Here is a 26,420-nt window from a genome sequence, read left to right as displayed (position 1 = left end):
CGGCCCATGTGAGGGCGTCGCCGCATCGATCGCTGGCACTGAAAGTTGCAGATTCCGGGACGGGGAACTCACGCGAAAGCGAGAGGGTTGGCGAGCGACGCGCTCGGACGAGGGGCGCGTCGTGCCGGACGAGGGGGGGGGCGCCTGCCCTGCGCTGTCTGCGAGGGCCTGCCGTTGCCTTCGACCGCTTAGCGGCGGCCAGTCTCCCACATCACGGCGACGTTTTCCTTGCGGGACTCGCGCAGCATATCGAGCAGCGGATACGCACGTTGCGCCAGGCGCAGACGATCCTCTTCCTCTCGTTCGCCGGACTTCTTGCCTTCGTTTTCCTTCTTCGCGGCGGCATTGTCTTCCGCGATGGCGGCTTCCAGCTTCGCAATGGCCTCGCCCATTTCGTCCTCGCCGATGGCACCGCGCTCGCCAAGCTTCTTGCCGACCAGCCCGAGCAGAAACTGCGCGAGATTTTCCAGCATGGTGATTGTGGGCGAAGCGTGCGACTTGAACGTTACCAGCATGGTTGTCTCCCTATTGGCGTTGTGACCCCCTCCGCCGCCCCGAGCGCATGTCACGCAACGCGTGGGATCAGCGGGTACCGTGACTTCATCATACACCTGTTAAAATCCGGTGCTGACGATTCAATTGCCTGTCCGGACGCGTCCGGACGCACCCGAAACACCCGCCAATGCTACCTGCACAAAAGAATGCTCTCGTCGCGCTGATCGGCGACGTCGTCGCCGGTCTGATGCCCGCAGACGGCACTGCGACCCCCGCGCAAAATGCGCCGGCCTTGCCGACTATCCTGCTCGAACGCCCGAAAGTCGCCGCGCATGGCGATCTGGCCTGCAACGTGGCAATGCAACTCGCGAAGCCGCTGCGCGCCAATCCGCGCGAGCTGGCCCAGAAGATTGCCGACGCCATCCTCGCCGACGCCCGCGCGAGCGGACTCGTCGACGCGGTTGAGATCGCCGGCCCCGGCTTCATCAACCTGCGTCTGGCCAAGGCCGCGAAGCAGTCGGTGGCGCGCGCGATCCTGACCGAAGGCGCCGCCTTCGGCCATTGCGCTGTGCGCCACGACGACGCGCCGGTGCTCGTCGAGTTCGTCTCGGCCAACCCGACCGGCCCGCTGCACGTGGGTCACGGCCGTCAGGCCGCGCTCGGCGACACGATCTCGGCGCTGCTGGGCACGCAAGGCCATCCGGTCCATCGCGAGTTCTATTACAACGACGCCGGCGTGCAGATCCAGACGCTCGCCACCTCGGTGCAGGCGCGCGCACGCGGCCTCAAGCCGGGCGACGCCGAGTGGCCGGAATCGGCCTACAACGGCGACTACATCGGCGACATCGCACAAGACTTCCTCGCACGCAAGACCGTGCAGGCCTCCGACGGCGCCCCGGTCACCGGCAGCGGCGACATCGAGGACATCGATTCGATCCGCGCATTCGCCGTGGCCTATCTGCGCCGCGAGCAGGACATCGATCTGCAGACCTTCGGTGTGCGCTTCGATCAGTACTACCTCGAGTCGTCGCTCTATGCCGACGGCAGTGTCGAGCGCACGGTGCAGGCGCTCGTCGACGCGGGCGTGACGTACGAACAGGACGGCGCGCTGTGGCTGCGCACGACCGATTACGGCGACGACAAGGACCGCGTGATGCGCAAGTCCGACGGCACGTACACGTACTTCGTGCCGGACGTTGCCTATCACACCCGCAAGTGGGCGCGCGGCTTCCATCAAGTCATCAACGTGCAGGGGTCGGACCACCACGGCACTATCGCCCGCGTGCGCGCGGGGTTGCAGGCCCTGGGCATCGGCATTCCGACGGGCTACCCCGACTACGTGCTGCACAAGATGGTCACCGTTATGCGCCACGGCGAAGAGGTGAAGATCTCCAAGCGCGCGGGCAGCTACGTGACGGTGCGCGACCTGATCGAGTGGTCGGGCGGCATCACGGCCGAAACCCCGGTCACGGATCCGGCCGAGCGTGAAGCCGCCCTGCGCCGTGGCCGCGACGCCGTGCGCTTCTTCCTAATTTCGCGCAAGGCGGACACCGAATTCGTGTTCGACGTGGATCTCGCGCTCAAGCAGAACGACGAGAACCCGGTGTACTACGTGCAGTATGCGCACGCCCGCATCTGCTCGATCCTCACGCAATGGGGCGGCGACGACGCCCGTTTGGCCCACGCCGACCTCGCGCCGCTCGACAGCGAACGCGCGCTCGCGCTGCTGCAACTGCTCGCCGAATACCCGGACATGCTCACACGCGCGGCCGAGGAACTTGCGCCGCACGCCGTGGCCTTCTATCTGCGGGATCTGGCGGGGGCGTTCCACTCCTTCTACAACGCCGATCGCGTGCTGGTCGACGACGAGACCGTCAAGCACGCGCGTCTGGCGCTGCTGGCGGCCACGCGTCAGGTGCTGCGCAACGGTCTTGCCGTGCTGGGCGTGTCGACCCCGGCCAAGATGTAAGCCCCAGTTATCCAACCCTTCCGAACGGCAAACGCATCGGAACTCTGTAAGGACGGAATCGACTCGATGGCACACACACGTCGGCCTCCCCGCCAGCGGGGCGGTACTTTTCTGGGCATCGTGCTCGGCCTGATCGTTGGGCTGGCCGTTGCCGTCGTCGTCGCGCTCTACATCACGAAGACGCCGACCCCATTCGTCGAAAAGACGCCGCCGCGCCCGGCCGATAACTCGCCGGCCGCGCAAGCGCCCGATCCGAACAAGTCGCTGCAGCCGCGCACGCCGCTGCCGGGCGCCGCGTCGGCCGTGGCCGGGCCGGAGTCGGCCTCGCAGGCCGTGACGTCGCCGCTCGTACCCGGCACACCGGTCACGTCGCCCACCGCGTCCGCGCCCACGGCACCGGCCCCGACAAAGCCGTCGCCCGCCGATATTCTCAGCGGCAAGTCGACGGTGCCGGTCGCGCCGCAGACCACGCCGCCCGCCAGCGCGACGGACACCGCCAACACGGGCTACTACCTGCAAGTCGGCGCATTCAAGTCGCAGAGCGACGCCGAGCAACTGCGCGCCAAGTTGGCGCTCTCGGGCTTCGAGGCGAAAGTCACGCAGCGCGATGCCAACGGTCTGACGCTCTACCGCGTGCGCCTCGGCCCGTATGGCAAGCTCGACGAGATGAACCATGTGCGTCAGCGCCTGCAGGATGGTGGCTACGACACGGCCGTGATCCGCTTCACGAAGCAATAAACGCAAGAGGCGTTGCTCGATAAGGGCAACGCTTTTTGTTTCGTCGCCCGGCACCGCGTCGCGCCCGTGCGGAATGCATGCCCCACCGGCGGCATCGCTCGGGAAACGCCGGGGTTGCCGGGAGGTTGAACCCGGCAGCGCGGCGCTGGTCATACGCACTAGCTTATCTGTCTGAATCCGGGATATGGTTTCGCAGGAACGCCGACCAACCGATGGCTGGCGCGTCTGCCTCACTCCTCAACAACGATCATGAAAAAACTTCTTGGTACCGTTCTGCTGTCTTTCGGTTTCCTTTGCGGCGCCGCCTCGGCCTCGCCCGAAGCCCCGGTCGCGGGAACCGATTACCTGGTGTTGCCGCAAGCACAGCCCACGTCGGCCGGCGCGGGCAAAATCGAAGTCACCGAATTCTTCTGGTATGGCTGCCCGCACTGCAATGCGCTCGAACCGTCGCTGGAAGCGTGGGTCAAGAAGCAAGGCAAGGATGTCGTGTTCAAGCGCGTGCCGGTCGCCTTCCAGGACCGCTTCGAGCCGCACACCCGTATGTTCTACGCACTCCGCGCGCTGGGCCGCGAAGCCGAACTCACGCCGAAGGTCTTCAACGAGATCCACGTCAAGCACAACTATCTGCTGACGGCGCAGACCCAGGCCGACTTCCTCACGCAGTTCGGCATCGACAAGCAGAAGTATCTCGACGCCTATAACGGCTTCTCGACCCAGGCCAGCGTGAAGACGGCCAACAAGACGTGGCAGGACTACAAGATCGACGGCGTGCCGACGATCGCGATCCAGGGCAAGTACCTGGTCTCGCCGGCCACCTCGGGCGACGCCCTGCAAAAGGCCGGCAAGCCGGCCACGACCGAGCAGCAGACGTTCGATGCGGCGCTCAAGACGGCCGACGCCATCATCAACCAGATCCGCGCGAAGAAGCTGTAAGCTTCGCCGCTCACCCAGCCCGGCCCCGGCCGGGCTTTTGCATTAGATGGCAACACACACGACATCACCGAAGGTCTTTATCACGGGCGCCTCGAGTGGATTGGGCGAAGCACTCGCACGCCACTACGCCGCGCAGGGCGCCATCCTCGGGCTGGTGGGCCGACGCGGCGACAGGCTCGCCGATCTGGCCGCCTCGCTCCCCCATCCGCATGCCGTACATAGCTACGCGCTCGACGTGCGTGACGCGCTCGCGTTGCGCGCGGCGGCCGACGACTTCATGGCGCGTCACGGCGTACCGGACATCGTTATCGCGAATGCCGGCATCAGCCACGGCGTGACGACTGAAGACCCGGCCGATCTGCCGCACTTTGCGTCGGTCATGGACACCAACTGGCTGGCGATGGTGGCCACGTTCAGCCCCTTCGTCGCGCCAATGCGCGAACGCAAGCACGGCACGCTCGTCGGTATCGGCAGCGTGGCCGGTGTGCGCGGTCTGCCCGGGCATGGCGCCTACAGCGCATCGAAGGCCGCCGCGATGACGTACCTCGAAAGCCTGCGAGTGGAATTACGCGCCGCCAAGGTCGCGGTCGTGACGATTGCGCCCGGCTACATTCGCACGCCAATGACGGATGGCAATCCGTTTCCGATGCCGTTCCTGATGCCCCCGGACACGTTCGCGCGCAAGGCGGCCGCGGCGATCGCTCGACGCAAGCGCTTCGTGGTGCTGCCGTGGCCAATGGGCGTGGTGGCCTGCGTCATGCGATGCCTGCCGCGCTGGCTTTACGACGTGCTCTTCGCCCGTGCGCCGCGAAAGCCACGGTTGCCCGAGCGCAACGTACAAAACGCCCCCTCGGCCCATGCCGACCCGCCGCCCGACGATCCCTCAACAGGCCCCAAATAGCGGCCAACGCAGGGATATTCCCCAAATCCAAGGGTGAAACCGGGGGAAGCTCAATGTCACGCGTTACATTGCTCCGAATCCCTAACGCGCGACGTCCCCATGAACGCCATGTCAACGCAAGCCGCGTCACGCGCTTGCCCCAATCGCGGCGTCGCGCTACACCGACGCATCGCCCTCATCCTTAGCCTGCCGCTTGCCCTGATGGTTTCCGGGTGCGCGGCGTTGGACCCTGGCAACTGGCAAATCGTCGGCCCGCCGGAGTCGTACATCCGCCCCGCCCCGACCCTCGTCGCGCCCGCCCCCATGGTCGTCGCCCCTGCACCGGTGATCGTGACGCCGGCGCCCACCATCATCGCGCCCGCCCCCGTCATCATTGCGCCGCGACCGCCCGTCGTCATCGCGCCCGCGCAGCCATACATCGTCGTGCCGCAGGCGCGACCACGCACGTCGCGCGATGCCGCTCACTTCCTGAGCGAGAAATGCTATCTGCAGAAGGGCGGCTGCTACACCAGCGAATACCGGGAAGGCTACGAGTTCAACCCCTACACCGGCACGTGGGAATGGGTCGGTCAACGAGACTACCGGTGGAAAGGCAGCCGCGGGAATCGATAGTCCGACACGCCCAAGTTTCTCCCTTGGAACACGCGCCGGCCGCCGTGGCAGCGCGGATTATTGAACCGTTGTGGTGCATTGCGAACCTGCGCTAGAGTGCTTGTGTAACTTCGATAGAGGTACACACGACGTTAAACCGGTCTTGCCGTCAGCGAGCGGACGGATGTCGACGGACGTTAGCAGACCGATCCGACTGCGGCACGCCCAACCAAGCAGGAGAGGCATATGCAGGCAACCCCCACCGGCGCGCCGGTCATCGATCCGGCACTGCGACGCAAAGCGGTGATCGGTTCCACGCTGGGCAATGCATTCGAGTGGTTCGACTTTACGGTCTACGGTCTCTTCGCGGTCATCATCGCGAAACTCTTCTTCCCTGCGGAAAACGATACGAACTCGCTGCTCGCGAGTGTGGCGTCGCTTGGCGTAGCGTTCTTCTTCCGTCCCATCGGCGGGCTCGCATTCGGTTTGTACGCCGACCGGGCCGGGCGCAAGTCGGCGCTCTCGGTCATGGTGTTGCTCATGGCGCTGGGCACGGGCCTGATCGGCATCGCGCCGACGTATGCGGCGATCGGCTTCGCCGCGCCGCTGCTTATCCTGCTGGCACGCGTCATTCAGGGCTTCTCGGCGGGCGGTGAATTCGGCGGCTCGACGGCCATGCTCATCGAGTTTTCGCCGCCCCACCTGCGCGGCTTCTACGGCAGTTTTCAAATGTGCTCGCAGGCACTGGCCGTCGCGTTCGCCGGGCTGTGCGCGTATGTGCTCAACACGTCGCTCACCAAGGAAGCACTCGAATCGTGGGGCTGGCGTCTTCCGTTTCTGTTCGGGATTCTGATCGGTCCGGTGGGCTTTTATATTCGACGTCGCATGACCGAGTCGCCAGAGTTTCTGGCCTACGCGGCCGCGCGTGCACCGACCCGCCGCACACCGCTCGCCGACGTCTTCTCGCATCACTATCGCGCCCTCATCGCCGGCTTCGGCCTGACGGTTGCCGCAACAACGTCGTTCTACGTCACGCTGATCTATACGCCGATCTACGCAGTCAAGCAGTTGGGATTGACGCAGGGCGCCGCGAGCCTGTCGACGTTCATCTCCGCCATGCTGATCGCCGCGCTGTGCCCGCTCACGGGCTGGATTTCGGATCGCGTGGGCCGCAAACCGCTGATTCTGCTGTTCGTGCTGCTCTACGGCCTGACGTCGTTCTGGATGTTCACGCGGCTGCACGGTGCGCCGTCGATGGGCAATCTGCTGCTCGCGCAGATTCTGCCGGCCGTCTGCATGGGCTTCGTGTGGGGCGCGTTCCCGACGGCGGTCACCGAGGTGTTCCCGGTCGGCGTGCGCTCGACGGGCGTCTCGATTCTCTACAACGTCTCGGTGATGTTGTTCGGCGGTCTCGCGCCGTTCTGGATCACGTACCTGATCAAGGCGACGCAGAACCCGCTGGCCCCCGCGTATTACATTCTGATGACGGTGACGATCAGCCTGGTGACGTACGGTTTGCTTGGTCGCGACGGCCGCAACACGGCGGCATCGACGCAGCACGCCTGACGTCGCACGCGACGCCGAAAGCACGCGCGCAAAAGCAATGCCCCGGCGACCTGATTCGGTCACCGGGGCATTGTTTTCTGGTCAACCGATCCAGTCGGCCGATCATATGCGACGCTCGCACCTGTCGCTCGTACCTGTCACTCGCACCTGCCGCGAAGGCAGGTCTCCGTGCAGGTCGGTCACGCAGGTCCGATCAAACTGGGGAAAAGCGCCAGACGCCCTTCGCATCCTGCTCGCGCTTGAGTTCCCCCGAACGCCAGAGCATGTGCAGGTGCGCCAGCGCTTCGCCCATGGCGAAGGTGGTCTGGTGCGCATCGAGCTTGCGATGGAACATGATCGGCACGATATCGCCCGCGCTTTGCGGCGACCGGGCGCAGGCGTCGCGCACCTCCTGCAGCCGCGCGGTGTGGTGATCGCGCAGTTGGCCGATGCGGGTGTGCAGTCCGGTGAACGGCCGGCCATGCGAGGGCAGCACGAGACAATCGGCGGGCAGATCGAGATAGACGCCGAGCGAGTCGAGGAACAGTTGCAGCGAGTTGGCTTCGGGTTCGATGTCAAAGACGCTGACATTGGTCGAGATGCGCGGCAGCACCATATCGCCGGAGATGAGCACGTTGTGCTGTTCGGAGTACAGCGCCATGTGCTCCGGCGAGTGGCCATAACCCGCGATCAAACGCCAGTCGCTGCCGCCGATGCGCAGGGCCTCGCCATCGCGCAAGCGGAAGAAGCGCGACGGCACTTCGGGCACGAGATCGCTGAAGTAGGTCTTGCGGTGGCGGATCTGGTCGATCATGGCCTCATCGGCGAGACCATGCGAAATAAAGTGCGCCACGGCGAACTCTCCGCCGGCATTGGCGGCGTTGTTGTTGACGGCCTCCGACATGAGGCGGCCCCATGCGTAGTCGCCCTGCGACATGGCGAGCCGGGCCGACCAGCGGGGTTTGTCGCCGCCCTTGCAGATCCAGTGCGCGAGGCCGAGGTGATCGGGGTGGCAATGCGTGACGACGACACGCAGAACCGGCTCGCCGCCGAGCGCGTTCTCGAACACTTGTTCCCAATAGGCCTTGATCTGCGGATGGGTGATGCCGCAATCGACGACGGTCCAGCCTTTGACGCCGTCGATATCGTCGCGCAGCAACCACAGGTTGATGTGATCGAGCACGAACGGCAGCGGCATGCGCACCCAGAAGACGCCTGGCGCCACTTCGTGCACGGTGCCGCCTTCCGGCAAGAATTCTCCGAGGGGGTAATTCAGTTGTTGTTCAAGGGCATTCACGAGGACCACGCTCCAGATGGACTTGTTCTGTCGTTATCGGTTAACGCCGTCACCGATTGCATAGGAAGCAACTTGACGCTAACGTAAACGGCAATTCTATCTGCAATGGTAAGCACCTGCTTAACCCGATGCTCACATACACGATTACCGAGCTTGCCCGCGAGTTCGACATTACGCCCCGCGCGATCCGTTTCTACGAGGATCAGGGGCTGCTCACACCGGCCCGCGAAGGTCCCGGCGGGCGCCACCGCGTCTACACCGGGCAGGATCGCACGCGTCTGAAGCTGACGCTGCGCGGCAAACGTCTAGGACTCACGCTCTCGGAGATCAAGTCGATTCTCGATCTCTACGAGTCGCCCAAGGATACGGTGTCCCAGCTTCGCGTGTTCCTCGAAACGCTGTCCCAGCATCGGCAGGTGCTCGAGCAGCAACTCGAAGACCTTCACGCCACGCTCGACGAGGTCGCGCAACACGAAGCCCAATGTCTCGCGTTGCTCGAGGCTGCCGGCGAAGCCGCACCCGCCGACGTCGCTCAACGGTCGAAGACGACGGCCGTGTCGCACTGATTCGTCAGGTTTCGACTTCTGTTTCGGCCTTGGCGTCGGCCTCGGTTTCAACCACTTACTGCCCCAACCCGCCCAAACCCGGCCCCAACCCGCCTCAACCCGCCTCGCCCTGCATCCTGTCCGGGGTCGCCTCCCGCCCGGCCGACCTTCGCGCTTTCGATGCTGGAAAGCCCTTACTTTACGTTTACGTAAACGTAAAGTAATATCTGGGCACTCGGTTTTGTCCGTACTTTCGCTCCCATCATGGCCAACCTCCCTGTCTCTCACGCTGCACCGCTCGACGACGCCGTCGCCGCAAAAATCCGCGCCAGCTTCGACCAACAGGGCGTCATGACGCATTGGGGCGCGTTGCTCTCGCATCTTGCCGACGGACACTGCGAAATCTCGCTGCCGTTCTCGGACAAGGTCAACCAGCAGCACGGCTTTTTCCACGGGGGAGTGATCGGCGCCATCGCGGACTCCGCCGGCGGCTACGCAGGCTACACCCGCATCTCCCCGGACCAGGAACTGGTCACCGCCGAATACAAACTGAACATTCTCGCGCCCGGCAAGGGCGATACACTGATCGGACGCGGCCAGGTCGTGAAAGCCGGTCGCACGCTGATCGTCGCCACCGCCGAACTGTTCGTTGTCGACGACGACAAATGGACGCTTTGCGCACTGATGCAGCAAACGCTGTTCGTGCTGGCGGCAAGTCCCTCGGCAACGTCGTCTCCCAAGACTCGCTGAGCGCCCCCGCCACCGGATCACCGAATCAACCTCATCAGCCGCACCATCGAACCCATGCGCGGGCTAACGGCCACGCGCCACCCTCTGGAGACTGTGTCATGACCCTGTTGCCCGGACTCAATTTCATGCTCGGCGAAGACCTCGATATGCTGCGCGAATCGGTCGCGAACTTCGCGTCCAAGGAAATCGCCCCGCGCGCAGGCGAAGTGGACCGCACCGACCAGTTCCCGATGGACCTCTGGCGCAAGATGGGCGACCTCGGCGTGCTCGGCATGACGGTTTCGGAAGAGTACGGCGGCGCGAACATGGGCTATCTGGCCCACATGATCGCGATGGAGGAAATCTCGCGCGCCTCGGCGTCGATCGGCCTGTCGTACGGCGCGCACTCGAACCTCTGCGTCAACCAGATCCACCGCAATGGCACCGCCGCGCAAAAGGCGAAGTACTTGCCCAAGCTGGTGTCGGGGGAGCATATCGGCGCCCTCGCGATGAGCGAGCCGAACGCCGGCTCGGACGTGGTCAGCATGAAGCTGCGTGCCGAGAAGCGCGGCGACCACTTCGTGCTCAACGGCACGAAGATGTGGATCACGAACGGCCCGGACTGCGACACGCTGGTCGTCTACGGCAAGACCGATCCGGAAGCGGGCGCCCGCGGCATGACGGCCTTCCTTGTCGAGAAGGGCATGAAGGGATTCTCGGTCGCGCAGAAGCTGGACAAGCTCGGCATGCGCGGCTCGCACACGGGTGAGCTGGTGTTCGAGAACGTGGAGGTGCCGGAGGAGAACGTGCTGGGCCAGGTCGGCGGCGGCACGAAGGTGCTCATGAGCGGTCTGGACTATGAGCGCGCGGTGCTCGCCGGCGGCCCGCTGGGCATCATGCAGGCGGCCATGGACGTGGTCGTGCCCTATATCCACGACCGCAAGCAGTTCGGCCAGTCGATCGGAGAGTTCCAGCTCATCCAGGGCAAGGTCGCGGACATGTACACGATTCTGCAGGCAAGCCGCGCGTATCTCTACGCGGTGGGCCGCCAGCTCGATTCGCTCGGTCGCGATCACGTGCGTCAGGTGCGCAAGGACTGCGCGGGGGTGATTCTGTACACGGCCGAAAAGGCGACGTGGATGGCCGGCGAGGCAATCCAGATTCTGGGCGGCAACGGCTATATCAACGAGTACCCGGTCGGCCGCCTGTGGCGCGACGCGAAGCTTTACGAAATCGGCGCGGGCACGTCGGAGATCCGCCGCATGCTGATCGGCCGCGAGTTGTTCGCGGAAACGATGTAAGCCCAAGACACATCGACTGACATTCAGGCGCAGGCAGCGGCGCTACAATCCCTTGAGATCGCCCCTGCGCCTGTCCCGACCGGTATGAATCACTTCCCGAAACTCCTGTCGTCGCAGTTTGCTTACGATGTCGCCCGCACGATGCTGGACGGCTTCGACAAGCATTACCGCATTTTCCGCGATGTATGCATCGCGGCGCAGGCGTGTTTCGAGGCGGGCGATTTCATGGGTATCCAGAAGCTCCAGCGCGACCGCATCGCCTATTACGACGAACGCGTGCGCGAATGCGTCGTGACGCTCGAAGACGAGTTCGACGCCCAGTCGCTCGACGACGATGTCTGGCAGCAAGTGAAGCTGCATTACATCGGCTTGCTCACCGAGCACCGTCAGCCGGAGCTGGCCGAGACGTTTTTCAACTCGGTGTGCTGCAAGATCCTGCACCGTTCGTATTTCAACAACCGCTTCATCTTCGTGCGCCCCGCCGTGGCGACGGAGTACATCGAGAACGACGCGCCCGCCGCGAAGCCGACGTATCGCGTCTATTACCCGGCGCAAGACGGCATGGCCCCCACGATCGCGCGCATCGTCACGAATTTCCAGCTCAAACGCCCGTTTGCCGATCTGACGCGCGACGTCGGTTATGTGATGCGCGCCCTCGATGAGACGCTCGGCGACTTCGTGCCCGCGCCGAATTTCCAGATTCATGTGCTCGCGTCGCTGTTCTTCCGGAACAAGGCCGCCTATATCGTGGGACGTATCGTGAACGGCGATGTGACCACGCCCTTCGCCCTGACGATCATGCACGACGCGAACGGCATGCTGACGCTCGACGCCGCTCTGCTGCGCCGCGAGGAACTCCGCGTGGTGTTCGGCTTCACACATGCCTATTTCATGGTCGATATGGAAGTGCCGTCGGCCTACGTGCAGTTCCTGCGCACGATCATGCCGGGCAAGCCGAAAGCGGAGATCTATACGTCGGTCGGTCTGCAGAAACACGGCAAGAACCTGTTCTATCGCGATTTCCTGCATCACCTGAAGCATTCGAGCGACCTGTTCGTGAGCGCGCCGGGCATTCGCGGGCTGGTCATGCTGGTTTTCACGCTGCCCTCGTATCCGTACGTATTCAAAGTGATTCGCGAGCGCTTCGCGCCACCCAAGGAGACCACGCGCGAGCAGGTGAAAGCGAAGTACCTGATGGTCAAGCAGCATGATCGCGTGGGCCGGATGGCCGATACGCTGGAGTTCTCGAGCGTGGCCTTCCCGCGCGCGCGTTTCGACGACGCCCTGCTCGCCGAACTCCAGCGCGAGGTGCCCTCGCAGCTCGAAGTCGACGGTGACGCCCTCGTGATCCGCCACTGCTACATCGAGCGCCGCATGACGCCGCTCAATCTGTGGCTGCAAACGGCATCGGACGCCGAGGTCGACCACGCCATGCGCGAGTACGGCAACGCGGTGAAGGAGCTGATGGCGGCGAACATCTTCCCCGGCGATCTGCTGTACAAGAATTTCGGTGTCACGCGCCACGGCCGGGTGGTCTTTTACGACTACGATGAACTGGAATATCTGACGGATTGCCACATCCGTCGAGTGCCGGAACCCCGTAACGAAGAAGAGGCGATGTCGGGGGAAGTCTGGTACCGTGTAGGCCCGCACGACGTGTTTCCGCAGACGTTCGAGACGTTTCTGACAGGAGACGCGCGCGTGCGGCACTCCCTGAGCCAGCATCATCCGGATTTTTTCGACCCCGGCCTGTGGCAGGACTACCAGGACCGGGTGCGAGCCGGACAGATGCACGACTTCTATCCGTACGATGTCTCGCTGCGTTTCGTCAATCGCTACGGCACCGGCCACGGTGCCACCAGCGCCCCGCCCCGCGCGGCGGCCGCTTGAGCATGCGATGTCTCCCAGCACACGACACGTTCACCGGATGACACGATCATGACCGAAGACAAAGACCAACCTCTCCTCCATCTGCTCGATAACAACCGCGCCTGGGTCGCCAGCGTGAACGCGGAAGATCCCGCATTTTTCGAGCGGTTGTCAAAGCTGCAAACGCCGGAGTACCTCTGGATCGGCTGCTCGGACTCGCGCGTGCCGGCTAACCAGATCACGGGCCTCGCGCCGGGCGAAGTGTTCGTCCACCGCAATATCGCGAACGTCGTGGTGCACAGCGATCTGAACTGTCTGTCGGTATTGCAGTTCGCCGTCGAAGTGCTGAAGGTTCGCCACATCATGGTGGTCGGCCATTACGGTTGCGGCGGAGTAGGCGCGGCGCTCGACGGCGCGAAGATGGGCCTCGTCGACAACTGGCTGCGCCACGTGCGCGATGTGTACGAGCGCCACGTCGAGCAAATCGACGCGCTGCCGTCGCGCGACGCGCGTCACGACCGACTGTGCGAACTGAACGCCATCGAGCAGGTGGTCAATATCTGTCATACGACGGTATTGCGCGACGCCTGGGCCCGCAATCAGCCCGTAACGGTGCACGGCTGGGTGTACGGCCTGCGCGACGGGCTGGTGCGCGACCTGCGCATGTCGGTCAACAGCCTCGAAGCCCTGCCGCGCATCTACGACCGCTGCGTGGCCGCGATGGCCGAATTACGCAATCCGCGCGCCTGAGCGAGCCACGTTGCCCGGCCACGCCGGACACCCCTCGCCGGGCGCGCGGACGATGCAAGGACTGAAGCATTGGATATTCAGGGGCTGACGACCCGGTTCGCAAGGACGATCGTCGGCCCCCGCAAGCAATTACAGGAGACTGCCATGCAACACGACCCGATCGTTATCGTTTCCGCCGCGCGCACGCCGATGGGCGGCCTGCAAGGGGTATTCGGCGATGTGACCGCACCGCAACTGGGTGCCGCCGCCATTCGCGCCGCCGTCGCACGCGCCGGAATCCAACCCGAGCAGGTCGACGAAGTGGTCATGGGCTGCGTGCTGCCCGCCGGCCAGGGTCAGGCGCCTGCGCGTCAGGCCACGCTCGGCGCCGGTCTGCCGCTCGCCGCCGGGGCGACCACCGTCAACAAGATGTGCGGGTCGGGCATGCGCGCCGCCATGTTCGCGCACGACATGCTCGTGGCCGGCAGCGCCGACGTGATCGTCGCCGGTGGCATGGAAAGCATGAGCAATGCCCCGTATCTGCTGCCGAAGGCACGCACCGGCATGCGCATGGGACACGGCCAGGTCATCGACCACATGTTTTACGACGGTCTGGAAGACGCCTACGACAAGGGCCGCCTGATGGGCACCTTCGCCGAGGAATGCGCCGACCGTTACGTCTTCACCCGCGAGGCCCAGGACGCCTTCGCCATCGCCTCGCTCGAACGCGCGCAAAAGGCCACGAAGGACGGCGCGTTCTCGTGGGAAATCGCGGCGGTGACGGTACCGGGTCGCAAGGGCGACACGGTGGTCGATCAGGACGAGCAGCCGTTCAAGGCCAACCCCGAAAAGATCCCGACGCTCAAGGCAGCCTTCCGCAAGGACGGCACGGTGACAGCGGCAAATTCGTCGTCGATCTCGGATGGTGCCGCCGCCTTGGTACTGATGCGCGAATCGACGGCCAAACGTCTCGGCCTCGCACCGCTCGCGCGCATCGCCGGACACACCACCTTCGCCCAACAGCCGGGCCTCTTCACCACGGCGCCGGTCGGCGCGATGCGCAAGCTCTTCGAGAAGACCGGCTGGTCGACGAACGACGTCGATCTGTATGAAATCAACGAAGCCTTCGCGGTCGTCACGATGGCCGCGATGCACGAGTTCAACCTGCCGCACGAGAAGGTCAATATTCATGGCGGCGCCTGTGCGCTCGGCCACCCGATCGGCGCCTCCGGCGCCCGCATCCTGGTCACGCTCATCGGTGCGTTGCGCCAGACCGGCGGCAAGCGCGGCGTAGCCAGCCTGTGTATCGGCGGCGGCGAAGCGACAGCGATGGCCATCGAACTCGTTTGACCCCGCAGGCTCACGCACTGGCCCACAGGAATCACAGGTCATGAAAACAGCGCTCATCATCGGTGCCTCGCGCGGCATCGGCATGGAATTCGTCAGACAGTATCGCGACGACGGCTGGCGTGTCTTCGCTACAGCACGCCATGAGGACGGTCTGGCGGCCTTGCGCGAGTTGGACGCCGAGCCGTTGCAGCTCGACGTCACGCGTGTGGAGTCGCTCTCCGGCCTGTCGTGGCAACTCGATGGCGTGGCCCTGGACGTCGCGATCTACAACGCAGGCGTGAATTCGGAGCGCACCACGGGCCTCGCGCCGATCACCATGGCCGAGTTCAACCGCGTGTTCCACACGAATGTCCTCGGCGCCATGCAGGCCGCGCCGCTCGTGTTGCCGTTCGTCGAGGCCGCCGGCGGCGCGTTTGGCTTTCTTTCGAGTCGCATGGGCAGCATCGCCCTGATGGAGACGAATGGCAGCTGGCTTTATCGGGCAAGCAAGGCGGCCGTGAATTCGGTCGTCAAGGCCACGTCGCTCGAAGCGCGGCGCGCCACCTGCGTCGCAATGCATCCGGGCTGGGTGCGCACGGACATGGGCGGCGAGAACGCGGACATCGACGTGCAGACGAGCGTGGCCGGCATGCGGCGTGTGCTCGCCCGAGCACCGGGCGAGCGCGCCACGCACAACGGAGGTTTCTTCAATTACGACGGCAACGCACTTGCGTGGTAATCGCAGGAAAAAATAAATTCGCGACCGGGCAGACATCGTCCGGCGCGAAACGGAATAACAAGCTGTAGCCACACCGCCGCATCTTTTGATTCGCGGGCCAGACACGTCACTCGGAAACGGAGCCCACATGACGTCCGCCATCGACTTTTATTTCGATTTCGCATCCCCGTATGGGTATTTTGCGAGCACCTGCATCGACGACATCGCGACGAGACACGGGCGTGGCGTGGCGTGGCATCCGATCCTGCTCGACATCGTCTACAAGGTGAACGGCACGGGCGCACCGACGCAGCATCCGATCAAGACCGCGTATCTGCGGCATGACGTGGAGCGCACCGCGCGGTTTCATGGCATCGCGTACAAGCGGCCGACGCACTTCCCGATTCCGACGCAAGCCGCCGAGCGCGCCGTGCTCTGGGTGCAGGATCATCACGGCGGCGACCTGTCCGCCGAGTTCGCGAAGTCGATCTTCCACGCGCTTTACGTCGACGACGTGAACATCGGCGACCCGGCGGAACTCGTGCGTCTCGGCGAGGCCCTGGGCATCGACGGCACGAAGCTCGACGCCGGCATGCACTCGCCCGCCGCCAAGGACCATCTCAAGGCCGAAATCGATCTGGCGATGGCGCGCGGGGTGTTCGGCTCGCCCTTCGTGATCGTGGACGGCGAACCGTTCTGGGGCTTCGACCACTTCCCACAGGTCGAGGCCTGTCTGAAGCAAGGCAAGATCTGACAACAAGGCAAGACTCACGATGGCAAGACCCCAAACGTCGCGCAGCGCAACGACGCCAGACCTCGAGCGCGACACCTGCCCTTGCGGCGGGCCCACGTTCGACGACTGCTGCGCGCGCTACCTGGAACACGGCGACATGGCGCCGAGCGCCGAAGCGCTGATGCGCTCGCGATACACGGCGTTCGTGCGTCACAACGCCGCGTACCTGCTCGACACCTGGGCGGCGCGCACGCGTCCCGCCACGCTTGACTTCGACGACGCACCGCAATGGCTTGGCCTGCAGATCAAGGCCCATCGCCAAAGCGATGCGTCGCATGCCGAAGTCGAATTCGTCGCCCGCTACAAGGTCGGCGGACGGGCGCACCGGCTGCACGAACGCAGCCGCTTCGAGCGCTCGGACGACGGCCGCTGGCGCTACATCGACGGCGACCTGTTCGACTGACCCCGCCGCGGTGCACGTCCACGAAACGCCTCCAACGACTCCCTCACTCTCCACCGGATTTCGTCACATGCCGATTCTTGAAAGCAAGCTCAACCCGCGCGGCGAAGACTTTGCACGCAACGCGGCCACGATGCAGACCCTGGTCGACGACCTGCGTGCCCGCATTGCACAACTGGCCGGTGGCGGCGGTGAGGCCGCGCGCAAGAAGCACATCGCGCGCGGCAAGCTGCTGCCGCGTGAGCGCGTACAACAGTTGCTCGATCCGGGCTCGCCGTTTCTCGAACTCTCGCAGCTCGCGGCCATCGGCATGTATCACGACGACGCCCCGGGCGCCGGCATCATCACCGGCATCGGCCGTGTATCAGGCCAGGAGTGCGTGATCGTCTGCAACGATGCCACGGTCAAGGGCGGCACCTATTACCCGATGACGGTCAAGAAGCACCTGCGCGCGCAGGAGATCGCCGAGCAGAACCATCTGCCGTGTATCTACCTGGTCGACTCGGGCGGCGCCAACCTGCCGAACCAGGACGATGTCTTCCCCGACCGCGATCACTTCGGGCGCATCTTCTACAACCAGGCGCAGATGTCCGCGCAGGGGATTCCGCAGATCGCCGTGGTGATGGGGTCGTGTACCGCCGGCGGCGCCTACGTGCCTGCGATGAGCGACGAGTCGATCATCGTCAAGGAACAGGGCACGATTTTCCTCGGCGGCCCGCCGCTCGTGAAAGCGGCCACCGGTGAGGAAGTGAGCGCCGAAGACCTCGGCGGCGCCGACGTCCACACGCGCCTGTCGGGCGTGGTCGATCACTTCGCGCAGAACGACGCGCACGCGCTGTCCATCGCGCGCAGCATCGCCGCGAATCTCAACCGTCGCAAACCGGCCACGGTTGCGGTCAAGCCACCGGTCGAGCCGAAGTACGACGCCCGAGACCTGTACGGTGTGATTCCGTCCGACACGAAGAAGCCGTTCGACGTACGCGAAGTGATTGCGCGCCTGGTCGACGGCTCCGAGTTCGACGAATTCAAGGCGCGCTACGGCACCACGCTCGTGTGCGGCTTCGCGCATCTGTGGGGCTATCCGGTCGGCATCGTGGCGAACAACGGCATCCTGTTCTCCGAGTCGGCCCAGAAAGGCGCGCACTTCATCGAGCTGTGCTGCCAGCGCAAGATCCCGCTGATCTTCCTGCAGAACATCACCGGCTTCATGGTCGGGCGCAAGTATGAGAACGAGGGCATCGCCAAGCACGGCGCGAAGATGGTGACGGCGGTCGCCACCGCGAACGTGCCGAAGTTCACGGTCATCATCGGCGGCTCGTTCGGCGCCGGCAACTACGGCATGTGTGGCCGGGCCTACTCGCCGCGCTTCCTGTGGATGTGGCCGAACGCCCGTATCTCGGTGATGGGCGGCGAGCAGGCCGCGTCGGTGCTCGCCACGGTCAAGCGCGACGGCATCGAGGGCCGTGGCGGCCAGTGGAGCGCCGAGGAAGAGGATGCCTTCAAGCAGCCGATTCGCGATCAATACGAGCGCCAGGGCCATCCGTACTACGCCAGCGCCCGCCTGTGGGACGACGGCGTGATCGATCCGGCGGATACCCGCACCGTGCTCGGACTGGGGCTGTCGGCCACGCTCAACGCGCCCATTCCCGAAACGCGCTTCGGCCTGTTCCGCATGTAATCGCCCGCAACGGCCCATCGAGGAATTCCACGTCATGAATCTCGTCACGTTAAAAGTCAGCGTCGACGCCCACGTCGCCACCGTCACGCTCAATCGTCCGGACGTGCGCAACGCGTTCAACGAAACGGTCATCGAGGAACTGACGGGCGCGTTTCGCGCGCTCGCCACGAACGACGACGTGCGCGCCATCGTGCTCGCCGCAGAAGGCGTCGCCTTCTGCGCGGGTGCCGATCTGAACTGGATGCAGAAGATGGCCGGCTACTCGGACGCCGAGAACCGCGCCGACGCGATGACTCTGGCCGTCATGCTGAGCACGATCTATCGCTGCCCGAAGCCGGTGATCGCCCGCGTGCAGGGCGACGCGTACGCGGGCGGCGTGGGTCTTGCCGCCGTGGCCGACATGGTCGTGGCGGTCGACACCGCGCACTTCTGCCTGTCGGAGGCAAAGCTGGGCCTGATGCCGGCAACGATCGGCCCCTACGTCATTCGCGCCCTCGGCGAGTCGGCTTCGCGCCGCTATTTCCTCACGGCGGAGCGCTTCACCGCCGCGACCGCCCACCGTCACGGTCTCGTGCACGAAGTCGTGAGCGCCGAGGCGCTCGACAGCACCGTGCAGGCACTGGCCAAGGCGCTCGTCGACAACAGCCCGAACGCAGTAAAAGAGTGCAAACGGCTCGTGCAGGACTTCGCGAGTCGAGAGATCGACGACGGCGCCATCGCCGACACGGCGGACCGCATCGCGAAGATCCGCGCGTCCGACGAAGGCCGCGAAGGGGTGCGCTCGTTCCTCGAGAAGCGCGCGCCAGCATGGCGCGAAGCGTCCTGAGCGACGCACGTGCGTCAGGCCACATCATCGGTTACAAATTTTTTGGGGGAGGGGTGACGGCGGAGATGCCGCAACGTTATCGGCGGGTTTTGCGAATTTATCGATAACGTCACGCTACGGCACACAAAACAGCGATTTTTCGCACCAATTCCGCCTATTGCCCTACTAAAACGCTTTGCCTACCATGCGTCCATCCCCCCACCTCCGGCCCCGTGCGGCAGCGCCCTGCGCAATGCCCGTCACCGGCCAGCCGAACGGACGGCACACATTAGCTTGTGAGCGTCGTCCGTCGCGGCCAACCAAGGAGTCACCGATGGACGCCTCTTCGCGCCCCCCCGCCGTTCCCGGCGATCTCGCCGCGCGCAGTCTGCGACAGGTCTGGCACCCCTGCACGCAGATGAAGCAACAGGCACAGCTACCGCTCGTCGCGTTGTCCCACGGCGAAGGTCCCTGGCTCGTCGATACCGACGGCGAGCGTTACCTCGACGCCATCAGCTCATGGTGGGTCAATCTGTTCGGCCACGCGAATCCGCGCATCAACGCGGCACTCGTCGATCAGCTTGGCCGCCTCGAACACGCGATGCTCGCAGGCTTCACCCACGAACCGGTCGTTGCCCTGGCCGAGCGTCTGTCGGCGCTGACCGGCGGCGTGCTCGGCCATGCGTTCTTCGCGTCTGATGGCGCGTCGGCCGTCGAGATCGCCCTGAAGATGAGCTTTCACGCGTGGCGCAATCAGGGCCACAGCGACAAGCGCGAATTCGTCTGCGTGCGCCACGGCTATCACGGTGAGACGCTCGGTGCGCTCGCCGTGACCGACGTTGCGCTCTTTCGCGATGCCTACGACCCGCTGCTGCGCCACGCCCACGTGGTGGCCTCGCCCGACGCGCGTGACGCCCGCGACGGGGAGACGCCGGCCGACGTCGCGCGTCGCGCCGCGGCAGACCTCGAGACGTTGCTTACGCAGCGCGAGGGACGCATCGCCGCCGTCATCGTCGAACCGCTGGTGCAATGTGCGGCCGGGATGGCAATGCACGATCCCGAGTATCTGCGCCGCGTGCGCGCGCTGTGCGACCAGCACGGCGCGCATCTGATCGCCGACGAAATCGCCGTTGGGTGCGGACGCACCGGCACCTTCTTCGCGAGCGAGCAGGCCGGCATCTGGCCCGATCTGCTCACCCTGTCCAAGGGCATCAGCGGCGGCTATCTGCCCCTGTCGCTGGTGCTCTCGCGCGACGCGATCTACAACGCCTTCTACGACGACGAGACCGCACGCGGCTTCCTGCACTCGCACTCGTACACCGGCAATCCGCTGGCGTGCCGCGCCGCGCTCGCCACGCTCGACATCTTTGCCGACGACGACGTGCTCGCCAGCAACATACTTCGCGCACAACGCCTCACCCAGGCACTCGCGCCGTTGGCCGACGATCCGCGGGCCAGGCACTTGCGTCATCGCGGCATGATCTGGGCGTTCGATGCGGTGTTGCCGGACACCCCCGGCGCCGCCAGCGCCTTCGCGAAACGCTTTTACGCCGAAGCCCGGGCGCGCGGCGTGCTGCTGCGCCCCATCGGCGCCACGGTCTACCTGATGCCGCCGTACGTGCTCGACGACGACACCATCGACTGGCTCGCGGCGCAAACGCTTGCGGCCTTCGACGCCACGACGACGCACGGCACGGAGGTGCCCGCATGACAACCCATCCCCTGTTCGCCCGGCTCGACGCCGGCCTGGCCGACATCGACCGCGCGCATCTGCGACGCCGCCGCCGCGTGGTGTCCACGCCCTGCCAGCCCCATGTGCGCGCCGACGGCCGCGACGTGCTCGCATTCGCCAGCAACGACTATCTCGGTCTGGCAGCGCATCCGAAGATTGTCGAGGCGCTCGTCGAGGGCGCGCGGCGCTACGGCGCAGGCAGCGGCGCATCGCACCTCATCAGCGGTCATTCGCAGGCCCACGCGGAACTCGAAGACGCGCTCGCCGACTTCATGTCGCCCCATCTCGTCGACGGCCGCGCGCTGTACTTCTGTACCGGTTACATGGCCAACCTGGCGACCCTCTCCGCGCTCGCCGACAAGGACGCCGACATCTTCTCCGAAGCGCTCAATCACGCCTCGCTGATCGACGGCGCACGTCTGTCCCGGGCGCGCACGCACGTCTACCCGCACGGCGACGTCGACGCCCTGGCCGCGCTGCTCGACGCCAGCACCGCCGAGACGAAGCTGATCGTCACCGACGGCGTGTTCTCGATGGACGGCGATATCGCGCCGCTGCCACAACTGCTTGCACTGGCCGAACGACACAACGCGTGGCTGGTGGTAGACGATGCGCATGGCTTCGGCGTCGTCGGCGAGACGGGTCGAGGTGTGTTCGAGCATTTCGATCTTCGCTCGCCGAACCTTGTCATCATCGGCACGCTCGGCAAGGCCGCCGGTGTCGGCGGCGCATTCGTCGCCGCCAACGAGCGTGTCATCGAATGGCTCGTCAATCGTGCGCGGCCGTATATCTTCACCACGGCCGCCGCGCCGTCGCAGGCCCACGCACTGCTCACGAGCCTGGCGCTGATCGCCGGCGACGAAGGCCGCGAGCGCCGCGCCGCGCTGCAAGCGCGCATCGCCCAACTGCGCGACTCGCTCACGCTGCGGCATTGGCGGCACAGGGTCTCGCCCACGGGCGTGCAGCCGATCATCCTCGGCGAGAATGCCGCGGCACTGCATGCGCAGGCTGGGCTGGCCGAAGCGGGACTGTGGGTGCCCGCCATCCGCCCGCCGACCGTGGCACCCGGCACGTCGCGACTGCGCCTGACGCTCTGCGCAACGCACACGGCCGACGACGTCGACCGGCTCGCCACCGCCATCAACCAGTTGGATCGAGACTGGACGGAGCACGCCCATGGCTGATCCGCGTCTCGTCGCTCCCCTCGATATATCTATCGATACGCCCGCCGCCCGGGCCACGTCGGCGCGCCATGCGTTCTTCGTTACCGGCACCGACACGGAAATCGGCAAGACGCTCGTGTCGTCTGCGCTGCTCCATGCCGCCTCTCGGCGCGGGCTGGTGTGCGCGGGGCTCAAGTCGGTCGCGGCGGGCGCCTCGGAGCATAACGGGCGCTTCGTCAACGACGACGTCGAGCAGTTGCATCAGGCAAGCAACCTGAAGCTGCCCGACGACTGGTACTGCCCGTATGTGCTCAAGGACGCCACGGCGCCCCATATCGCCGCCGCCGCTGAAGGCATCGCGCTCGATTGCAGCGTGATTCGTGCGGGTTACGCGCGGGTCGCCGCGCGGGCCGATCTGGTGATCGTCGAGGGCGTGGGCGGCTTTCGTGTGCCGCTCGGCGCCGATGCCAATGCACCGGATACGGCCGAGCTGGCGCGCCAGCTCGGCCTTCCGGTGATCCTGGTCGTCGGTTTGCGGCTCGGCTGCATCAACCACGCCCTGCTCACCGCCGAAGCCATCACCGCCCGCGGGCTCACGCTCGCGGGCTGGGTCGCCAATCACGTCGATCCGGAGATGCGTCACGTGGCGGCAAACATCGACACCCTTGCCGCGCGCTTGCCCGCGCCGCTGCTCGGGCGCGTGCCGCATCTGGCGCACCCCGATGCGGCGACCGCCTCCGGCTATCTCGACATCGGGCCGCTCGTCGACATGACGCGGCCCTGAGCGCGCCACTGCCCTATCGCGCGACATCAACGAACTCACCGAATTCAAGGAATCACATCATGCAAGTTCACGCCCACACCGCCGCTCACGGCCACGACGAAGCCCTGCGCCGCAACGACACGCCCTGGAGCGTCGCCGACATCGAGGCGCTCTTTGCACTGCCGTTCAACGACCTGATCTTCCGCGCACAGCAAGTGCATCGCGAACACTTCGACGCCAATGCCGTGCAGCTCTCGACGCTGCTCTCGATCAAGACTGGCGGGTGCCCGGAGGACTGCGCCTATTGCCCGCAATCGGCGCGCTACGACACCGGCGTGGAAGCCGAGAAGCTCATGCCGGTGGAGGAAGTGGTCGCCGCGGCGCAGCGCGCCAAAGATGCCGGGGCCACCCGCTTCTGCATGGGCGCCGCCTGGCGCAGCCCGAAGCCGCACCAGGTCGACGCGGTGGGCGAGATGGTGCGCAGCGTCAAGGCGCTGGGCCTGGAGACATGCGTCACGCTCGGCATGCTGCGTGACGGGCAAGCGCAGCAATTGCGCGACGCCGGCCTCGACTACTACAACCACAACCTCGATACGTCGCCCGAGTTCTATGGGCAGATCATCACCACACGCACCTATCAGGATCGCCTGGACACGCTGGCCCGCGTGCGCGACGCTGGACTGAAGGTGTGCTGCGGCGGCATCGTCGGCCTGGGCGAGACAAGCCGCGAGCGCGCCGGCCTGATCGCACAGCTCGCCAACCTGTCGCCGTATCCCGAATCGGTGCCCATCAACAACCTGATGAAGGTCGAAGGCACGCCGCTGGAGAACAACGACGCCGTCGATCCGTTCGACTTCGTGCGCATGATCGCCGTGGCGCGTATCACGATGCCGCGCGCGATGGTGCGGCTGTCGGCCGGGCGCGAGATGATGGACGACGCCCTGCAATCGTTGTGCTTCCTCGCCGGCGCGAATTCGATGTTCTACGGCGAAAAACTGCTCGTCACCCAAAACCCTCAGGCCGAACACGACCGCGCGTTGCTCGCGCGTCTCGGCATGCACACGTCGACCGAGGAAAAGCTCGGCGCCGCCGAGCCCGCAGGCGAGTGCGATGGTCTGGCGGCCTGCGCCACGCACTGAGCGTTATCGGCACGGCGAAGGGCTGGCGTTGAAGGATGTGTTGACAGGTTAAGCCGCCACGACGGCGACGAGATCGCAAAAAGACGATCCGCCGACGCGGCGAAGTTGGATAGCAAAGAGAATGGCGCGAGTGCAGTGGCCCTTCGTCACAAGCGAAGTGCGATGCGCAGGCGCCGCCCCAATCGATCATTTTCCGGAGGCAGCATGTTCGACAAGATCCTCATCGCCAACCGCGGCGAAATCGCCTGCCGCGTGGCCGCCACGGCCGCTCGGCTGGGCATCCGCACGGTGGCCGTCTATTCCGACGCCGACGCGCACGCCAAGCATGTCGCCGTGTGCGACGAAGCGGTGCACGTGGGTGGCGCCGCCGCGCGCGAGAGCTATCTGCGCATCGATGCCATCATCAACGCCGCCAAGGCCACCGGCGCCCAGGCCATCCACCCGGGCTACGGCTTCCTGTCCGAGAACGAAGCCTTCGCCGCCGCGTGTCACGAGGCCGGCATCGTCTTCATCGGCCCGCCGGTCGGCGCCATTCACGCGATGGGCAGCAAGAGCGCCGCGAAAACCCTGATGGAAGGCGCCGCAGTGCCGCTGGTGCCGGGCTACCACGGCGACAATCAAGACGCCGCGTTCCTGCACGAGCGCGCCGACGAAATCGGCTACCCCGTGCTGCTCAAGGCCAGCGCGGGCGGCGGCGGCAAGGGCATGCGCGTGGTTGAGCGCAGTTCGGCGTTTCGCGCCGCGCTCACGTCCTGCCAGCGCGAAGCCGCCAGCAGCTTCGGCGACGAGCGCGTGTTGGTCGAAAAGTATCTGACGCGTCCGCGCCATATCGAGATTCAGGTATTTGCCGACACGCACGGCAACTGCGTCTATCTGTTCGAGCGCGACTGCTCGGTGCAGCGCCGTCACCAGAAGGTCCTGGAAGAAGCCCCCGCCCCGGGCATGACCGACGAGCGTCGTCGCGCCATGGGCGAAGCCGCCTGTAATGCCGCGCGGGCCGTGGGCTATGTCGGCGCGGGCACGGTCGAGTTCATCGCCAATCAGGACGGCTCGTTCTACTTCATGGAGATGAACACGCGCCTGCAGGTCGAGCATCCGGTCACGGAGATGATCACCGGGCTCGATCTGGTGGAATGGCAATTGCGCGTGGCGGCGGGCGAACCGTTGCCGCGCAAGCAGGACGCGTTGCGCATTCACGGGCATGCGCTCGAAGCCCGTATCTACGCCGAGAATCCGGATAACAACTTCCTGCCATCGACGGGCACGCTCTGCACGTTGCGTCCGCCCGCAGCGGTCCAGTTCGAGATCGGCAGCGCCGACGTGCCGGCCGCGGTGCGCATCGACTCCGGGGTGCGCGAAGGCGACACCATCTCGCCCTTCTACGACCCGATGATCGCCAAGCTGATCGTGTGGGGTCGGGACCGCGACGAAGCGCTCGCCCGCATGCGACGCGCGCTAGGCCAGTATCGCGTGGTGGGCGTGCAGACAAACATCGCGTTCCTCGGACGCCTGGTCGCCAGCGAGCCGTTCGCCGCGGCCGATCTCGACACCGGGCTGATCGAGCGCCATCGCGACACGCTGTTCCCGGCCGCCGCCCCGGTACCGGCGACCACGCTGGCACTGGCCGTCGCGGCGCAGCTGGCCCGCGAAACCGTGATCGGCCGCCGCAAATATCAGGACAGCATCGATCACCACTCGCCGTGGCAGCTCGCCACCGGGTGGCGCCTGAACGGCGACTACCAGCGCACCCTCGCCTTCGATCACGACGAGACGCGGCTGTCGGTTCTCCTCACGAGCGGGCCACAGGCGAGCACGCTCACCGTGGACGGGCAGACGTATCCGTATCGCTACGCCCACGACGCCGGGGTGTATCGCGTGACGCTCGGCGATCGCCGCGTTCAAGGGCATGTCGACTTCGAACACGACGCCGCGCACGTCTTCGCGGACGGTCAGTCCTGGACGCTGCGCTGGCACGATCCGCTGGCACAGGCCGGGGCGCAGGAAGGGGGCGAGGGGCGGCTGACGGCGCCGATGCCGGGCAAGGTCATTGCCGTGCTCGCGCCAGCCGGTACGAAGGTCGAGAAGGGCGCGCCGCTGCTCGTGATGGAAGCGATGAAGATGGAGCACACCATCAGCGCACCCGAGGACGGTGAAATCGAAGAGGTGCTGTTCGCCGTCGGCGACCAGGTGCCGGAAGGCGCCCAGTTGCTGGCGTTCAAGCGATAACGATCGTCCTGGCGCGGTGCTCCGGCATCACG

Annotated in this window: 24 protein-coding genes; 22 read left to right on the top strand and 2 right to left on the bottom strand. The window is 65.5% G+C overall.

The features are described 5' to 3' along the window. Positions 1 to 188 precede the first annotated feature (188 nt). A complete protein-coding gene (locus BGP02_RS10235) occupies positions 189 to 515 on the bottom strand; it encodes a DUF1840 domain-containing protein (RefSeq protein WP_017231995.1) in 327 nt (108 codons plus the stop codon). A 227-nt stretch (positions 516 to 742) separates the two neighbouring features. Between BGP02_RS10235 and argS the strand changes: the two genes are divergently transcribed. The 6 genes from argS to BGP02_RS10205 all read left to right on the top strand — a co-directional run bounded on the left by argS (position 743) and on the right by BGP02_RS10205 (position 7,193). After that, complete coding sequence (gene argS, locus BGP02_RS10230; RefSeq protein ID WP_502688477.1) at positions 743 to 2,464, top strand: arginine--tRNA ligase; 1,722 nt, start codon at positions 743 to 745, stop codon at positions 2,462 to 2,464. 66 nt (positions 2,465 to 2,530) lie between these two features. After that, complete coding sequence (locus BGP02_RS10225; RefSeq protein WP_261939332.1) at positions 2,531 to 3,202, top strand: SPOR domain-containing protein; 672 nt, start codon at positions 2,531 to 2,533, stop codon at positions 3,200 to 3,202. A gap of 249 nt (positions 3,203 to 3,451) precedes the next feature. Next, entirely contained in the window at positions 3,452 to 4,135 is a 684-nt protein-coding gene (locus BGP02_RS10220; protein ID WP_017231729.1) for a thiol:disulfide interchange protein DsbA/DsbL, read from the top strand. Positions 4,136 to 4,181: 46 nt separating this feature from the next. Continuing rightward, positions 4,182 to 5,036: an SDR family oxidoreductase gene (locus BGP02_RS10215; protein ID WP_286798436.1), complete on the top strand. Its 855-nt coding sequence runs from the start codon at positions 4,182 to 4,184 to the stop codon at positions 5,034 to 5,036. Between the two features lie 99 nt (positions 5,037 to 5,135). Further along, entirely contained in the window at positions 5,136 to 5,648 is a 513-nt protein-coding gene (locus BGP02_RS10210) for a hypothetical protein (RefSeq protein WP_017231727.1), read from the top strand. Between the two features lie 225 nt (positions 5,649 to 5,873). Continuing rightward, positions 5,874 to 7,193, top strand: a complete 1,320-nt coding sequence (locus tag BGP02_RS10205; protein ID WP_286798435.1) for an MFS transporter — start codon at positions 5,874 to 5,876, stop codon at positions 7,191 to 7,193. A 193-nt stretch (positions 7,194 to 7,386) separates the two neighbouring features. On the opposite strand, the gene BGP02_RS10200 is transcribed toward BGP02_RS10205, so the two are convergent. After that, positions 7,387 to 8,469 carry an MBL fold metallo-hydrolase gene (locus BGP02_RS10200; RefSeq protein ID WP_017231725.1) on the bottom strand — a complete coding sequence of 361 codons (1,083 nt, stop codon included), beginning with the start codon at positions 8,467 to 8,469 and terminating at the stop codon, positions 7,387 to 7,389. Positions 8,470 to 8,597: 128 nt separating this feature from the next. Between BGP02_RS10200 and BGP02_RS10195 the strand changes: the two genes are divergently transcribed. The 16 genes from BGP02_RS10195 to BGP02_RS10120 all read left to right on the top strand — a co-directional run bounded on the left by BGP02_RS10195 (position 8,598) and on the right by BGP02_RS10120 (position 26,388). Beyond that, positions 8,598 to 9,035, top strand: coding sequence for a MerR family transcriptional regulator (locus BGP02_RS10195; protein ID WP_150562211.1), 438 nt, complete (start codon positions 8,598 to 8,600; stop codon positions 9,033 to 9,035). A gap of 243 nt (positions 9,036 to 9,278) precedes the next feature. After that, positions 9,279 to 9,764 (top strand): PaaI family thioesterase, encoded by a 486-nt coding sequence (locus BGP02_RS10190; protein WP_017231723.1) that lies wholly within the window; start codon positions 9,279 to 9,281, stop codon positions 9,762 to 9,764. 98 nt (positions 9,765 to 9,862) lie between these two features. Further along, positions 9,863 to 11,044, top strand: coding sequence for an isovaleryl-CoA dehydrogenase (locus BGP02_RS10185; protein WP_286798434.1), 1,182 nt, complete (start codon positions 9,863 to 9,865; stop codon positions 11,042 to 11,044). 84 nt (positions 11,045 to 11,128) lie between these two features. Continuing rightward, positions 11,129 to 12,934 (top strand): bifunctional isocitrate dehydrogenase kinase/phosphatase, encoded by a 1,806-nt coding sequence (aceK, locus tag BGP02_RS10180; protein WP_017231721.1) that lies wholly within the window; start codon positions 11,129 to 11,131, stop codon positions 12,932 to 12,934. Between the two features lie 48 nt (positions 12,935 to 12,982). After that, positions 12,983 to 13,663 (top strand): carbonate dehydratase, encoded by a 681-nt coding sequence (gene can / locus BGP02_RS10175; RefSeq protein ID WP_017231720.1) that lies wholly within the window; start codon positions 12,983 to 12,985, stop codon positions 13,661 to 13,663. Between the two features lie 144 nt (positions 13,664 to 13,807). After that, a complete protein-coding gene (locus BGP02_RS10170; RefSeq protein ID WP_286798433.1) occupies positions 13,808 to 14,992 on the top strand; it encodes an acetyl-CoA C-acetyltransferase in 1,185 nt (394 codons plus the stop codon). Positions 14,993 to 15,032: 40 nt separating this feature from the next. Next, positions 15,033 to 15,710, top strand: coding sequence for an SDR family oxidoreductase (locus BGP02_RS10165; protein WP_150562206.1), 678 nt, complete (start codon positions 15,033 to 15,035; stop codon positions 15,708 to 15,710). A gap of 127 nt (positions 15,711 to 15,837) precedes the next feature. Then, complete coding sequence (locus tag BGP02_RS10160) at positions 15,838 to 16,443, top strand: 2-hydroxychromene-2-carboxylate isomerase (protein WP_017231717.1); 606 nt, start codon at positions 15,838 to 15,840, stop codon at positions 16,441 to 16,443. 19 nt (positions 16,444 to 16,462) lie between these two features. Next, a complete protein-coding gene (locus BGP02_RS10155) occupies positions 16,463 to 16,885 on the top strand; it encodes a YchJ family protein (RefSeq protein ID WP_261939336.1) in 423 nt (140 codons plus the stop codon). 67 nt (positions 16,886 to 16,952) lie between these two features. Further along, positions 16,953 to 18,560, top strand: a complete 1,608-nt coding sequence (locus tag BGP02_RS10150) for a carboxyl transferase domain-containing protein (RefSeq protein ID WP_017231715.1) — start codon at positions 16,953 to 16,955, stop codon at positions 18,558 to 18,560. Between the two features lie 34 nt (positions 18,561 to 18,594). Further along, positions 18,595 to 19,386 carry an enoyl-CoA hydratase/isomerase family protein gene (locus BGP02_RS10145; protein ID WP_017231714.1) on the top strand — a complete coding sequence of 264 codons (792 nt, stop codon included), beginning with the start codon at positions 18,595 to 18,597 and terminating at the stop codon, positions 19,384 to 19,386. Positions 19,387 to 19,699: 313 nt separating this feature from the next. Beyond that, positions 19,700 to 21,076 (top strand): adenosylmethionine--8-amino-7-oxononanoate transaminase, encoded by a 1,377-nt coding sequence (gene bioA, locus BGP02_RS10140; RefSeq protein ID WP_286798432.1) that lies wholly within the window; start codon positions 19,700 to 19,702, stop codon positions 21,074 to 21,076. Next, positions 21,073 to 22,281, top strand: a complete 1,209-nt coding sequence (gene bioF, locus BGP02_RS10135; protein ID WP_286798431.1) for an 8-amino-7-oxononanoate synthase — start codon at positions 21,073 to 21,075, stop codon at positions 22,279 to 22,281. The genes bioA and bioF overlap by 4 nt, the downstream gene beginning before the upstream one ends. Next, positions 22,274 to 23,044, top strand: a complete 771-nt coding sequence (gene bioD / locus BGP02_RS10130; protein ID WP_017233229.1) for a dethiobiotin synthase — start codon at positions 22,274 to 22,276, stop codon at positions 23,042 to 23,044. Before bioF ends, bioD begins: the two co-directional genes overlap by 8 nt. A 59-nt stretch (positions 23,045 to 23,103) precedes the next feature. Then, positions 23,104 to 24,162 (top strand): biotin synthase BioB, encoded by a 1,059-nt coding sequence (gene bioB, locus BGP02_RS10125; protein ID WP_017233230.1) that lies wholly within the window; start codon positions 23,104 to 23,106, stop codon positions 24,160 to 24,162. A gap of 204 nt (positions 24,163 to 24,366) precedes the next feature. Continuing rightward, positions 24,367 to 26,388, top strand: a complete 2,022-nt coding sequence (locus BGP02_RS10120) for an acetyl/propionyl/methylcrotonyl-CoA carboxylase subunit alpha (RefSeq protein ID WP_286798430.1) — start codon at positions 24,367 to 24,369, stop codon at positions 26,386 to 26,388. The last annotated feature ends 32 nt before the right edge of the window (positions 26,389 to 26,420 follow it).

This window comes from Pandoraea sp. 64-18 (assembly GCF_001899225.1).
Classification (GTDB): domain Bacteria; phylum Pseudomonadota; class Gammaproteobacteria; order Burkholderiales; family Burkholderiaceae; genus Pandoraea; species Pandoraea cepalis.
This window is presented reverse-complemented; position numbering and strand designations above follow the sequence as displayed.